Raw genomic sequence first — 12394 nt, forward strand, 5'->3', positions numbered from 1 at the left:
GCGTCGTCGTGCCGGGGCCCGCACCCCCGCGGGTCCCCCGGACGGTCGTACGGGTCTCCCCTTAGGGGATGTCACAGGTCGGCCGCAAAGCCGCTTCCGGAGGGCCGGGCCGCGCACGTCACTCTCCGGGACCAGGTACGTTCGATGACGTGGCTGGATTCAGGATCGGACGTGGCGGCCGGGACGGCCGCGCCCCGCAAGCGCGACCCCATAACCCTCCCCACGGGCAGCAGACGCCCCAGGGGCCGCCGCCGCACGGCTACCCGCCGGCGCAGCAGCCGTACCCGCCGCAGCAGCGGCCGCAGTACGGCGGGGGCGGCGTCGGAGGCCAGCAGTGGCCCCCGACGAACGGCGGTGGCCAGGGCGGCGGCGAGCCGGAGTACTTCGGCGGCGACGACCCCTACGGCGCGCCGCCCCCGCACGACCCGTACGCCGCGAACAGCCCGGGTCACACCCAGGCGTTCTCGATCGACGACCACCAGCAGTACAACCAGGGTGAGACGTACCACGCGGGCGCCGCGGCCCCGGCGAGCCCGACCGGCCCGCGCCTGCACTGGAAGGAGCTGCTGCGGGGCGTCGTACTGTCCCCCAACCAGACGTTCCTCCGGATGCGGGACTACACGATGTGGGGCCCCGCCCTCGTCGTCACCTTCCTCTACGGCCTGCTCGCGGTGTTCGGCTTCGACGACACGCGCCAGGACACGATCAACGCGACGCTGTCCAACGCGATCCCGATCGTTCTGACGACAGCCGTGGCGATGGTGCTCAGCACCTTCGTCCTGGGCGTCGTCACCCACAGCCTGGCCCGTCAGCTCGGCGGCGACGGCGCCTGGCAGCCCACGGTCGGCCTCTCGATGCTGATCATGTCCCTCACGGACACCCCGCGCCTGGTCGTCGCGATGTTCGTGGGCGGCGACGCGTCGTTCGTGCAACTGCTGGGCTGGGCGACCTGGGTCGCCGCCGGCGCCCTCCTCACCCTCATGGTCAGCCGCTCCCACGACCTGCCCTGGCCGAAGGCCCTGGGCGCGTCGGCGATCCAGCTGATCGCCATCCTGTCGATCGTGAAGCTGGGCACGTTCTGACACTCGGCACCGACAGGAGGAAGGCCCCCGGCGCGAATGCCGGGGGCCTTCCTCGTCCGGGGGGGCACCCCGGTTCAGATCAGTTCGGATTCCGGTGCCGGTGCCCGTTCCGGTGCCGGTTCCGGTGCAGGTGCCGGCGCGGGTGCCAGCGCCGGCGCGGGCGCGGGTACCGGTTTCCGCACCGGTGCGGGACTCGCTTCCCACCGTGCGGTCGTCCGTACATAGCCGTAGACCACCGAGCCCATCGCCAGCAGGAGAAGGGGCCCGAACAGCCACGGGTGCTCGGCCATCTCCGACGGCAGATAGCGATACGACACCAGGAGCGCGGTGAAGGCCGTCGCGCCGTAAGCGGTCAACCGGAGCCCCGACCGGTCCCAGCCGTGGTCGTAGGTGCGCAGAGCCGCCTCGATGGTGAGCGTGAAGACGACTCCGGCGATGAGGTCCACGCCGTAGTGGTACCCGAATCCCAGCGTCGCGCAGAGCGTGGCGATCAGCCAGAAAGCGCCCGCGAACCGCAGCACGCGCGGGCCCTTCCGGGTATGGATGAAGATCGCGGTGGCCCACGCCGTGTGCAGGCTGGGCATGCAGTTGCGCGGGGTGATCTCGTCGAAGGACATGTGGTGCGGGGTCTGGAGCGGCGGCGGTGTCTGCGGCCACAGGTCGGCCACGGCCCAGGGCGTGCTGGGCGGCATGTCCGGCGCCCACAGGCTGACCGCCGCCCAGTGCTCGGCGCCCGTGCCGTAGGCGAAGATCGGTCCGACCACCGGGTAGATCATGTAGAAGGCCGGACCGATGAGGCCGATCACCAGAAAGGTGCGTACCAGGTGGTGGCGCGGGAAGCGGCGCTCGACCGCCACGTGGCGCAGTTGGTACAGCGCGGCGATGACCGCGGCAACCGGGAGCTGGCCGTAGACGAAGTCGAGGAAGTTGAAGCCGATCGGGCCGCTGGCCGTCACGACCCGGCCGACCAGCCACGAGGGATTGCCCAGCGCGTGGTCGGCGGTCGCCACGTACTGGTCGAGCACGAGGGGGCGGGTCTCCGAGGTGATGAGCAGCCAGGTGTCACCGGTCTTGCGGCCGGCCATCAGCAGCAGGGCCAGCCCTGCCCCCTTCAGCAACAGCAGGCGTTCCCGGCCGGTGCGGCGCGTGACGGCGATGACCGCGCAGCCGAGGACCACCCACAGGGCGCCGTTGCCGAAGGGATGGCCTTCGGTCACCTCGACACCGGCCACCCATCGGACCGCAAGGAAGCCGATGTCGATACCGATCGCGGCGCCGACGGCGATCAACCGTTGTCGCCAGGTGAGCACCACCATCATCAACGCCATGGAGGCGTACAGCAGGCCACCCGACTTGGGCGGGAAGATCACTTCCCGTGCCTGCGTGGTCATCGGCCCCGGCAGGCCGAGATGACGCGCCACGAGTTCCAGCGTGATGAGGAATCCGAGGGCCACGACCATTCCCACGGCCCACACGATCGCTCGGGGCTGACGCCACGAGGAGTACTCGTTTCTGCCTTTTATTCGCGAAAACACCCGCGACGCTATAGATATCAATTAGATGACCGATTTAGTAGTTTTGAGAAGTAAGTCACTTATCACGCCAAATGGCGTGGTTTTCTGACACAGGAGGGTCGATAGGGGCGTTCATCGCGAGTTCGAACATGTTAGCTGCGCGGTACGAATGGGTTAAGTCCCCAGCCGCACGCACCCGCCCTCACTCCTACACACTCAGAGGCCGAGAGGCCGATGGCGGTTGGCTCGTGAAACGAGTGGATCAATTGGCTGTGCCCATGACACACTCGGCGGCCTGTCAGCCACACTCGAAGCCACACTTGAGAAGGGCCCCTGCCATGCGCCGCCTGGCCACCATGGCGGCCGGTATCGCGGCCGCCGCCCTGCTCAGTGGCTGTAGCGCGGGGGAGACCGGCAAAGCACCCGCACCGACGGCGAAGAACGAAGCTTCGGCCACCCCGAGGTCCGAGAGTGTGTTCGAAGTCGAGGCGGCGCTCAAGAACGCCGATCCAGCACCCTACTCGGCCGAGATCACGACAAAGACCTATACGGGCCCCGTTCCGGGCGTCGTCATGTCCGGCCGGATGAATTTCAACGGACCCGCCCTTACGGGCAAACTCACCTTGAAAACCTCCGACAGTGTCCCTGAGGACCAGGCATTCAACGCGGAGACGATCCTGCTGGAGGACGCCACCTACACGCGGACCCTCGATGACGACGGAGCAGCTGGGCAGTGGCAGCGCATGGGACGCGACTCCTCAGCCGCGGGCCTGGCCGACTACGGTGCCTACGCGCAACTACTCCTGGACCTCGGCCCGGAGGCTCGGAAGGGTACGGAGGAGGTGGGCGGCGCCCCGGCGTACCGGCTTTCCGGGAACGTCACCCAGGACCAGCTCCGGACGGTGGACCGTCGCCTGTACGACAGGATGCGTGCCACGGGCACCAAGACTTTCGCCTGCGACGTGTGGGTCAACGAATCCGGCCGAGTCGTGCGCTTCGAGCAGTGGCTGGAGATGTCCGGCAAGTCGGCGCGCAACGTCGTGACGTTCAAGAACTTCGGGGCCCCGGTGCCGGTTAGCGCACCCGAGTAGCTGACGCGTCGCTCGTCATGGCATCAAGGGCCCTCGGCGAGCAGCCGAGAGGCCCTGCCCCTCCCCGTGATCCAGCGTGCGCGGGCATCCCGCAGGTCAGAGCGCTTCCTTGGACGGCGTGACCGGCTCCCCCGACTTACGTACTACGGGCAGGACACTCCACGGGAAGTTGATCCAGTCGTCGGTGCGCTTCCAGACGTATTCGCACTTCACGAGGGAGTGGGACTTCTCGTAGATCACGGCGCTGCGGACCTCGGCGACGGCGTCGAGGCAGAAGTCCCGCACCAGCTTGAGCGTCTTGCCGGTGTCGGCGACGTCGTCGGTGATCAGGACCTTCTTGTCGGAGAAGTCGATCGCGTTGGGGACGGGCGCGAGCATGACGGGCATCTCGAGGGTGGTGCCCACGCCCGTGTAGAACTCGACGTTCACGAGGTGGAGGTTCTTGCAGTCCAGGGCGTACGCGAGCCCGCCGGCGACGAAGACCCCGCCGCGCGCGATGCTGAGCACGATGTCGGGCTCGTAGCCGTCGTCGGCGATGGTCTGGGCGAGTTCACGGACGGCGACACCGAACCGTTCGTAGGTGAGGTTCTCCCGTACGTCGCTCATACGCCGCTCACACCTGGGTCCGGTGGAAGTTGAGGAAGGAACGCGAGGCGGTCGGCCCCCGCTGCCCCTGGTACCGGGACCCGTACCGCTCGCTGCCGTAGGGGTGCTCGGCGGGGGAGCTGAGCCGGAACAGGCACAACTGCCCGATCTTCATTCCCGGCCAGAGCTTGATGGGCAGGGTGGCGAGGTTGGACAGTTCGAGCGTGACGTGTCCGGAGAAGCCGGGGTCGATGAAACCGGCGGTGGAGTGCGTGACCAGCCCGAGCCGGCCGAGGGAACTCTTCCCCTCGAGCCGCGAAGCGAGATCATCGGGGAGGCTGATGACCTCGTAGGTGGAGGCGAGGACGAACTCCCCGGGGTGCAGGATGAACGGCTCGTCACCCTCCGGTTCCACGAGCCGCGTGAGGTCCGCCTGCTCGACCGAGGGGTCGATGTGGGGGTACCGGTGGTTCTCGAACACCCGGAAGTAGCGGTCGAGGCGCACGTCGACGCTGGACGGCTGCACCATGGATTCGTCGTAGGGATCGATCCGTACCCGCCCGGAGTCGATCTCGGCCCGGATGTCCTTGTCTGAGAGAAGCACGCCCCGAGGATACGCAAGGCGCGCGGACCCGCCACCATCAGGACGGTTCCGCGCGCCAGACTGCTGCTGTTGCTGTTGTTGCTTTCGGTGCCGCTCGCTGCTCGCTGCTCGCTGCTCGCTGCTCGCTACCGCTTCACGAAGGCCACCGGCACCGCACTGCGGAGCCGGGCACACCGAGGACACCGGACGAGCCGTCCGGGACCGAGCCGCTCGGCCTTCTGCATCGGGAACGAAGTGGTGCTGAACACGTGCCCATCGGCACAACGGACGACGGTGCGCTCCATCAAGTCCTAGAGTCCCTTCCCCAAGAGCCGCGTCCGACTGCTGCTCGCCGGACGACGAAAGCCACATTACGGGACGAACAAGACGACCCTCCAGGCGGCACTCCGTCCACACCAGGACCCTCTCCCACCCCTCCACCGTACGCCCCAACTCCAGCCCCAGGCACCCGGATCCCCTCCCCCGAAACGCGCTCGGCCCCCAGGGCTTCAGCGCCGGGGGCCAGGGATGAGGTAGAGTAACCGCGCGATCAGATACCGGTCCTGACCGGCGTCTTACGCGGGTGTAGTTTAATGGTAGAACATCAGCTTCCCAAGCTGAGAGCGCGAGTTCGATTCTCGTCACCCGCTCCACGAAGAAGGCCCAGGTCAATGACCCGGGCCTTTTTGCTTTCCTCGGTGCTCATTCGCCGCGTGCCAGATTCGTGCCAGAAGGCTCGCCCCGTGCTTCCTTGGCTGCGGCGGTCCGCGCCTTCCGTACGGTGGCGTCGAGGCCGGCTGCGACTTCCTTCTGTCGGTCGTCGTCGGAGTGCTGGTAGATCAGCGCGGCCTTCTCGGAGGACTGCCCGGCGCGGACCATCGTGTCCTTGAGCGTGGCACCGGACCGGGTGGACAGCGTGTGCCCCGTGTGGCGGAGGTCGTAGAAGCGGAAGCCCTCGGGCATGCCGACGACTTCCCGAGCCTTCCGCCACCTTCGCCCGAAGGTGCTACGCCGGAAGGGCGCACCCTTCTCCCCCACGAACAGAAGCCCGTCGGGCCCCGGCTCGGCGAACGACTCGAGGTGCCAGCGGAGCTCCCGGTGAAGGAATGCAAGAAGGATCACAGTCCGGGTCCCGGCTTCCGACTTGGTGTCGCCCTGGACGCGTCGCCCGTTCATCCGTTCCGGCTCGGCGAGGCGGACGCGGACGCGGAGGTTGTCGAGGTCGACGTCCCGGCGGCGGAGGCCGGCCAGTTCCTCCGGCCGCATCGGACCGTAGGCGCCGAGGTAGACCATCAGCCGCCACCGCATTCCCACCGCTTCGGCGAGCGCGTCGACCTGGGCGACGGTGGCGATGCGCCGCTCAGCCGCCTTCTCCTTGCCTGCGCCCTTGATCCGGCACGGGTTGCGCTGGATCAGCTCGTCGTCCACGGCCGTCTCCATGACGGCCTTGAGGAGCTGGTACGCCTTGGCGGTGATCGTCTTGGCGCCCGTGGCCCGCAGCCGTTCGGCACGCCACTCGCGGACGCGCGGGGCGGTGATCTCGTCCAGGTCCAGGTCCGCGAAGGCGGTCAGGTGCTTGTCGAGGAGGTACCGGTACAGGTCGCGCGTGAGCGGAGCCAGTTCGCGTTCCTCCACCCACTTGTCCGCGTAGGCCCGGAAGCCCACCGCGCCCGCTTCGGGGTCCCGCCAGTCTCCCCGGCGGACTTGGCGGGGTAGGGACTTGGCGCGGTACGGCCGCGCCGGCCGATGGGTCGCGTACGGCTACTCGGTCACGGGCGGGGTACGGTCACCGTCCCGGACGCCTCTGAGGGCACTGGCGGGACGTACGGCCGGAAGGGCGTGAGCGCCGGTACGTCCGGGGCGAGGTGCGCCGATTCCCGGCAGGTGGCCGCAGCGTCGGCGAGGGACAGGTACGGGGTGCGGATGCGGGACCAGCCGCCGGAAGTGTCACCGACGACGGCGAGGCCGGGCAGTTCGGGGGCGATGGAGCAGGCCGCGTCGACCGCTTCGGGCGCGATGTCACCGAGCGCCATCTTGGCGGAGGCTTCATCGTTCACGCGGTGACAGACCCGCCCAGTGAGCTGGGCCCGGAGCATGGTCGCGCCCTTGCCCAGTTCGGCGCCGAAGCGCTGCCCGCACACTTCGAGGTAGATGCCGGCCGCGCGGCCGAGCTGGGCGAGGCGGATGAGGTGGGTGACCATCTCATCCCGCCGTTCCTCGTCCTTGCGGGTGGCGATGAGGAAGAGTTCCGCCACCTCGTCGACGAACAGCACGATGGGAGAAGGGCGTTCATGCTCGGGCAGGCCCCAGACGTCCGAGGTGATCTCCTCGTCCGGGGTGCCGGGCGCGATGCCCTGTCGGGCCTTGATCAGGTCGTATCGATCCTCCATTTCCTTGACCAGGTCCGGCAGCAACTCGGCCGCTTCGTCCGAGTCGGTCGCCAGCGCGGAGAGCCGCGGGGCGAAGGGCGCCAACTCGACACCGCGCTTGCAGTCGATGCCGACCAGGGCAACGGGCTGCTCCGCGAGGTTGGTGATGAGGTGGCGCAGGTACATGGACTTGCCGGACAGCGTGGCGCCGAGGACGAGTTCGTGCGGTACGGCGCGGTAGTCGCGGACGAACGCGGTCGCGTCCTCCCGCAGGGCCACCGGCACTCGCAGAAGCCCGCCGCCGACGCGGCGCGGCATCCGCACCTTGCGTAAGACGTCGTAGCCGACGAGCCGGAGTTCGACCACACCGGGCTTGACGTCCCGCACATACACGGCGTGAACGCCCCAGGCGTGCCGCAGCCGTTCGGCCGAGGCGGCCACGTCCGCCGGGTTCCTGCCCGGGGGCGAGCCGCAGCCGTACGCGGAGGCCCGTCGAGTTGGGCCGGATCACTCCGCGGCGCGGGGGAACCGGTCGGACCTCCCGCCGAGTGGTGGCCCGAACAGCCAGCGCCCGCCAGCGGGACGGCTCGACGGTCAGCTCGCACGCATCCATGGTCGAGGAGTACGAGGCCACCAGCCGGGCCACCGAGAGCGGCAGCCCGACCGTGGACCAGTACGCCGCCGGGTGGGCGTGCCGGGCGTAGGCTGCGCCGCCTATCGCAGCGAGTGGTCCGCCCAGCTCGGCCAACGTCACCAGGTCGGTCACGTCGATCAGCCCGCCTGAGCCATCTGGAACGCGCCGGGCATGACGGCCGTGGCGCGGTAGGCGATGCCGTGCCGCTCCCGCCCGTTGAACACGCTCTGCCAGGGCCGGGCGACGAGACCGGGGAGGGAGACCGGGGCGCCGACGGTCAGGCCGTCCGTCACACCGCTCTCGGGGATGGTGACCTGGATCAGCGACGACTCCCCCTCGTCGATGTAGACGACGCCGATGGTCATCAGCGCCTCACCGCTCACGGCGTCCTTGGCGATCTCACCGGTCTGTCGGTCGCGCACCTTCGGCGCCGGCGCTTCGGTGAGCAGGATCGTGGCGGTCGAGGCGTCAACGCGGATCACACGCACAGAGATTTCTCCTTCTGAGTCGATCAACTCGCCACCTGACAAGTTGACTTAGCAAGTTCGAAGTTAGAGATGCCAAGTTGACTTGTTAAGCTAGAGAGATTGGCCGTCGGGCTGATCTACAAACTCGGTTTGCTGGAGGAGCGTGACCGGCCAAGCTGGGGTCATGCCTCGCCGAATCATGTTCGTACAGCTCAAGACGGGCTACGACACCGACCGCGGACCCTCGTGGATCGGGTGGGTGGACTTCTCCAAGAGCTGGAAGACCGCCTACTTCCACGGACGGACGCTGCGGCGCGCGACGGGCATCGGCATGTTCGACGCCAACTTCTACGACGTCGGAACCGATGAGGCGTTCTGGATCTCCGGGCCGAAGCGCGACCGGCGTGACACGCGGTACGGACCGGCGGGCCCCGCTGTGGAGGATGCCGCCGCGGACGCCTACCGAGCATTCCTCCGAGGCGCGCCGCTTCCCGGCCGGGAGGGCGGTTAGTCCCTGATCAGGCTCAGTTCAGGCGGTAGGTATCTTCCAGCTCCTGCCGATCGGCAGGAAGCAGCACGTCAGAGACTTGCAACGCCTGCCCGGAGGCGTCGCACGCGATGACCAGGACGCTGAGGACGGGCACACCCTCCGGAAGCCCCAGAAGCTCCGCTTCCTCGCGCTAGGGCAGTCGAGCCGAGACCCGTTCCGTCACGTGGTCGAAGCGGACCTTCTTCCGCGACTCAAGGTGAGCCCGGGTACCGCCGCTCAAGGGGTCGGCGCTCTCCAACTCGGTGCCCTCGACCAGGCCGGCGGGGAAGTAGGACGAGATCAACTCGACGGGTTCGCCGTCCTCCTCGACCAGAAACCGGCGCATGAGGACCTTCGCACGCTTCGGCAGCCCGAGCGCGGAGGCGACGCGCGCCGGAACGGAGACACGACCGACCTCGACGAGCCGCCCTGCGGTCCGGGATTCGTCACGAGCGAGCGCTTCGCTCCCCCGGCGGTCTTTCTGCTCGACGCCCGCCGGGCGCCCGCGCACGATCGTGCCGTACCCCTGCCGGGACTCCAGCCAGCCGTCACGCTTCAGCAGCTCCAGCGCCCGGACGACGGTCGGGCGGGACATCCCGAAGGACTGCACCAGTTGGTTCTCACTGGGCACCCGGGTACCGGGCGGGTACGTGCCGTCTTCGATGCGCTGCTGAATGGTCTGAGCGAGGCGGACGTACTTCGGTGCCTCCACTTCATACGCCATGAACGCCGCCGCCTGTCCAGATTGGCCAAGTCAACTGGTCAACCAGACTAGCGACGAATCCGCCGGCGCAGTACCAACGGAAGGTGTTCCCCTCCTCACGACGGCCAGGCATCGGCGACCACGAAGGAGACCACCGTCCCGCCGAAGCGACTGGGCCCCGAGTGCCACGATGCGGCGATCGAGTCGACGAGCAGCAGCCCGCGCCCGTGCGCGTCGTTGGCGTCCGGGCGCCGAAGCCTCACGTTCGCGGGAAAGCCGGGGTTGTGGACGTCGACCCGAAGCGAGCTCTCCTCACGGAACCACTCCACCCGCACGAGCCACGGTTCATCCGCCCGTCCGTACCGGATGGCATTGGTCACCAGTTCCGAGATCATCAGCACGCAGTCGTCGACCGAACAGGCCGGGTTGTACGGGGCGATGAACTTGCGGAACCATCGCCGGGCCCGGGGTACGGACTCCGGGGCCGACTGCAGGGTCATCGCACCGAGACGCGGCGACTCCTCGCAGGGGTAGCGGTCGATCGTGTACGCCATCCGCCCTCACTCCTTGCCGCTGCCGTCGCAGTCGAGGCAGCGCCGCTTAGATGTGGCGCGGGCGCGGTCGGCAGCGGCGGCGAGCGCCAGGGACGTACGCGAGCTGACACGCCTCCAGCCTCGTCCCCGGCAACCCCGACAAGGTAAGTGCGCTCCCTGACGCCGCTGCTGACTCGTCACTCCGTGCCCCCTTCCCATCAAGTGGCCTTAGCCACTTACTGGATAGTGGCATTAGCCACCTGGGGCGCGCAAGCAGTTCGCTGAAGTGACGCACCGTCAGGTAAGCGGGTATCCCTGTTCGAACGCCCAGCGCTGCGGCGGGTAGGTGGCTTCGGCGAACTCCAACGGCCGGTCCTGGAGGTCGAAGACGACGTGATGCACGATCAGCACGGCCGATCCCGGATCGAGCTGTAGGTCTGCCGCCTCCTCGTCGGTCGCCTGCCGGGCGCACATGCGGTCTTCCGCGTAACTCCCCTGCCGTCCCGTCATGTTCTCGACGTACATCAGGGTGCCCTCCTGGATCCGTTCCGGCTCCAGAAGCTTGGGCGCCTTCCGCCCGACGTCCGGCGCAAACCACGAAGTGGACAGCGTGATGGGCCCGTCCTGGTTGTTGGTGACCCGCCGACGGTGCACGGCGCGACGGTCCTTCACCAGGCCCAACGCCTCAGCAACGTGGTCCGGCGCATCCAGCCATCCGGCCGACGTGATCACCGCGTACTCACCGGGCGTGTAGATCTTGCCGGTCTGCCGAGCACGCCCGTACAACTCGCGGGCACGCCGGTTCACTTCGAGGCTCCGCACGTACGTGCCGGACCCCTGCCGCTTCTCGACGAGCCCTTGATGACTCAGGGCCTCCAACGACCGCGCAGCCGTGGGCCGGGACACCTTCCAGTCAGCCGCCAGCTGCCGTTCCGAGGGAACCTCGTCCCCGGGCCGCAGGTCGCCCCGAAGGATCTGATCGCGGATGAAGTGCGCGATCTGGAGATACTTCGGCTGAGCTTCCTCGATCTGGGGCATGCCCCCTCCTCGTCCAAGTGGCTATAGCCTCTGGCCACTATAGGGCGAGTGGTCAAGGGCCCACCCGTAGTCTTGGGCCCATGACGCGGTTGATCGTCGCAGCAGGAGGAGGGGGCGACGCTGTCGCCGCCGCAATGCTTCACACCGCCCTGTACGGGGACGGCGACCAAGCGGTGATCCTCACGTACGCGTGGGACCGCTTGCTGATCGACCCGGTACCGGGCCCCCGAGGAACCGACGACTTCACCGGCCTCGAACCGCTCACCCCGGCCGTCTGGAAGGTGCCGGCGGAGGCCCGTCCGATCGCACCGGCAGGTTCCACACTCCCCCGACTCGCAGCGGAACTCCCGCACACCATCGCGCTGATCGACCCGCGGCACGGCGCCGAAGGCCTCACGCGCCAGGTCGAAGACCTGGTCACCCACCTCAGGCCGACGTCGATCGATCTCCTCGACATCGGTGGCGACTTGCTGGCCCGGGGCGATGAACCGACGCTGAAAAGCCCACTCGCCGACTCCCTGACACTGGCAGCGTGCTGCCAGATGAACGCCCCCGTACGTCTGTTGGTCGCAGGCCCCGGCCTGGACGGCGAGCTGTCGCACGAGGACCTGCGAGGCGTACTCGGCCCGCTCGTCCATACCTTCACCGCGACTGACACGGAGCCGATCAGCCAGGTCCTGGAGTGGCACCCCTCAGAGGCGACAGGGATGCTCGCAGCAGCAGCCCGAGGCGTACGCGGCACCTGTGAAGTCCGAGACGCCGGCCTGCCCATCCCCCTCACCGACGAAAGCCCGACGCTCCACGAGGTCGACCTGGACGAGGCAGTCAGCCGGAACGAGTTGGCCCGCGCCCTCATGTCGACCACCACCCTGGACGAGGCAGAGACACTGAGCCGCGAAATCTGCGGCTTCTCCGAAATCGACTACGAGCGCAACAAGGCCCTCTGGCTCAAGGAACAGCGTCCGGTGAAGCTCGACGCCGAGTCGGTGCTACCCCAACTCGCCCAGTTCGAGGCACAGGCCCGAAGCCGCGGAGTCACCCACACGACGTTCCGCCACCTCACAGAGGTCCTGAACCTCAACGGCTCACAGCGTGATGACCTGCGCCGACTCCTCATCAACAGCCGACCGGAACAGTTCGCAGCCCCACTGTGGCGCATCCCTACCGGTACTGAGTAACAACCTTCTTTACTGGTTCAAGGCCCGCGCACGGCGCGGGCGCGCGCCGCCTCTGCGGCGCGGCCTGCCTCCTGTCTGCGCCCCGGCT

At 68.2% G+C, this 12394-nt stretch carries 11 protein-coding genes, 1 tRNA gene and 3 pseudogenes; 6 read left to right on the forward strand and 9 right to left on the reverse strand.

The annotated features are described in order from the left end of the window. The first annotated feature begins 68 nt into the window (after positions 1-68). Entirely contained in the window at positions 69-1082 is a 1014-nt protein-coding gene (locus tag ACFWJX_RS24610; RefSeq protein WP_383246964.1) for a Yip1 family protein, read from the forward strand. Between the two features lie 74 nt (positions 1083-1156). On the opposite strand, the gene ACFWJX_RS24615 is transcribed toward ACFWJX_RS24610, so the two are convergent. Then, complete coding sequence (locus tag ACFWJX_RS24615; RefSeq protein WP_383247116.1) at positions 1157-2542, reverse strand: phosphatase PAP2 family protein; 1386 nt, start codon at positions 2540-2542, stop codon at positions 1157-1159. 392 nt (positions 2543-2934) lie between these two features. On the opposite strand from ACFWJX_RS24615, the gene ACFWJX_RS24620 reads away from it, so the two are divergent. After that, positions 2935-3687: an LppX_LprAFG lipoprotein gene (locus ACFWJX_RS24620; protein WP_383246966.1), complete on the forward strand. Its 753-nt coding sequence runs from the start codon at positions 2935-2937 to the stop codon at positions 3685-3687. Positions 3688-3783: 96 nt separating this feature from the next. On the opposite strand, the gene ACFWJX_RS24625 is transcribed toward ACFWJX_RS24620, so the two are convergent. Both ACFWJX_RS24625 and dcd read right to left on the reverse strand, forming a co-directional pair. Beyond that, positions 3784-4293, reverse strand: a complete 510-nt coding sequence (locus ACFWJX_RS24625) for a phosphoribosyltransferase (protein WP_383246969.1) — start codon at positions 4291-4293, stop codon at positions 3784-3786. 7 nt (positions 4294-4300) lie between these two features. Beyond that, on the reverse strand, positions 4301-4876 hold the full coding sequence (gene dcd / locus ACFWJX_RS24630) for a dCTP deaminase (RefSeq protein WP_073493851.1): 576 nt from the start codon (positions 4874-4876) through the stop codon (positions 4301-4303). A gap of 558 nt (positions 4877-5434) precedes the next feature. Between dcd and ACFWJX_RS24635 the strand changes: the two genes are divergently transcribed. Further along, a tRNA-Gly gene (locus ACFWJX_RS24635) sits at positions 5435-5508 on the forward strand. Between the two features lie 49 nt (positions 5509-5557). Here the strand turns inward: ACFWJX_RS24635 and ACFWJX_RS24640 are convergent. Together ACFWJX_RS24640 and ACFWJX_RS24645 are read right to left on the reverse strand one after the other, a co-directional pair. Continuing rightward, a pseudogene (locus ACFWJX_RS24640) lies at positions 5558-6562 on the reverse strand (tyrosine-type recombinase/integrase); the annotation flags it as partial. A gap of 62 nt (positions 6563-6624) precedes the next feature. After that, positions 6625-7732 (reverse strand): annotated as a pseudogene (locus ACFWJX_RS24645) (FtsK/SpoIIIE domain-containing protein). A gap of 43 nt (positions 7733-7775) precedes the next feature. Here ACFWJX_RS24645 and ACFWJX_RS24650 point away from each other — a divergent pair. Next, positions 7776-7928: a hypothetical protein gene (locus tag ACFWJX_RS24650; RefSeq protein WP_383246972.1), complete on the forward strand. Its 153-nt coding sequence runs from the start codon at positions 7776-7778 to the stop codon at positions 7926-7928. A gap of 67 nt (positions 7929-7995) precedes the next feature. On the opposite strand, the gene ACFWJX_RS24655 is transcribed toward ACFWJX_RS24650, so the two are convergent. Then, positions 7996-8346, reverse strand: coding sequence for a hypothetical protein (locus ACFWJX_RS24655; RefSeq protein ID WP_093799046.1), 351 nt, complete (start codon positions 8344-8346; stop codon positions 7996-7998). Positions 8347-8509: 163 nt separating this feature from the next. Here ACFWJX_RS24655 and ACFWJX_RS24660 point away from each other — a divergent pair, with 163 nt between their 5' ends. Beyond that, positions 8510-8836 carry a hypothetical protein gene (locus ACFWJX_RS24660; RefSeq protein ID WP_383246974.1) on the forward strand — a complete coding sequence of 109 codons (327 nt, stop codon included), beginning with the start codon at positions 8510-8512 and terminating at the stop codon, positions 8834-8836. A gap of 13 nt (positions 8837-8849) precedes the next feature. Here the strand turns inward: ACFWJX_RS24660 and ACFWJX_RS24665 are convergent. The 3 genes and pseudogenes from ACFWJX_RS24665 to ACFWJX_RS24675 all read right to left on the reverse strand — a co-directional run bounded on the left by ACFWJX_RS24665 (position 8850) and on the right by ACFWJX_RS24675 (position 11128). After that, positions 8850-9578: pseudogene (locus ACFWJX_RS24665) on the reverse strand (GntR family transcriptional regulator). A gap of 95 nt (positions 9579-9673) precedes the next feature. Beyond that, positions 9674-10111, reverse strand: a complete 438-nt coding sequence (locus tag ACFWJX_RS24670) for an ATP-binding protein (RefSeq protein WP_383246977.1) — start codon at positions 10109-10111, stop codon at positions 9674-9676. A gap of 276 nt (positions 10112-10387) precedes the next feature. Beyond that, on the reverse strand, positions 10388-11128 hold the full coding sequence (locus ACFWJX_RS24675) for a GntR family transcriptional regulator (protein ID WP_383246980.1): 741 nt from the start codon (positions 11126-11128) through the stop codon (positions 10388-10390). Positions 11129-11208: 80 nt separating this feature from the next. On the opposite strand from ACFWJX_RS24675, the gene ACFWJX_RS24680 reads away from it, so the two are divergent. Beyond that, positions 11209-12306 (forward strand): DUF1152 domain-containing protein, encoded by a 1098-nt coding sequence (locus ACFWJX_RS24680; RefSeq protein WP_383246983.1) that lies wholly within the window; start codon positions 11209-11211, stop codon positions 12304-12306. Positions 12307-12394: the final 88 nt, after the last annotated feature.

It is taken from the genome of Streptomyces sp. NPDC058335 (genome assembly GCF_042723915.1).
Taxonomy (GTDB): domain Bacteria; phylum Actinomycetota; class Actinomycetes; order Streptomycetales; family Streptomycetaceae; genus Streptomyces.

What these genes read in the sequence shown, in the direction of transcription:
- ACFWJX_RS24610 (WP_383246964.1), top strand. Translation starts at nt 69, where the DNA reads ATGTCACAGGTCGGCCGCAAAGCCGCTTCCGGAGGGCCGGGCCGCGCA.
- ACFWJX_RS24615 (WP_383247116.1), bottom strand. Translation starts at nt 2,542, where the DNA reads ATGGTCGTGGCCCTCGGATTCCTCATCACGCTGGAACTCGTGGCGCGT.
- ACFWJX_RS24620 (WP_383246966.1), top strand. Translation starts at nt 2,935, where the DNA reads ATGCGCCGCCTGGCCACCATGGCGGCCGGTATCGCGGCCGCCGCCCTG.
- ACFWJX_RS24625 (WP_383246969.1), bottom strand. Translation starts at nt 4,293, where the DNA reads ATGAGCGACGTACGGGAGAACCTCACCTACGAACGGTTCGGTGTCGCC.
- ACFWJX_RS24660 (WP_383246974.1), top strand. Translation starts at nt 8,510, where the DNA reads ATGCCTCGCCGAATCATGTTCGTACAGCTCAAGACGGGCTACGACACC.
- ACFWJX_RS24670 (WP_383246977.1), bottom strand. Translation starts at nt 10,111, where the DNA reads ATGGCGTACACGATCGACCGCTACCCCTGCGAGGAGTCGCCGCGTCTC.
- ACFWJX_RS24675 (WP_383246980.1), bottom strand. Translation starts at nt 11,128, where the DNA reads ATGCCCCAGATCGAGGAAGCTCAGCCGAAGTATCTCCAGATCGCGCAC.
- ACFWJX_RS24680 (WP_383246983.1), top strand. Translation starts at nt 11,209, where the DNA reads ATGACGCGGTTGATCGTCGCAGCAGGAGGAGGGGGCGACGCTGTCGCC.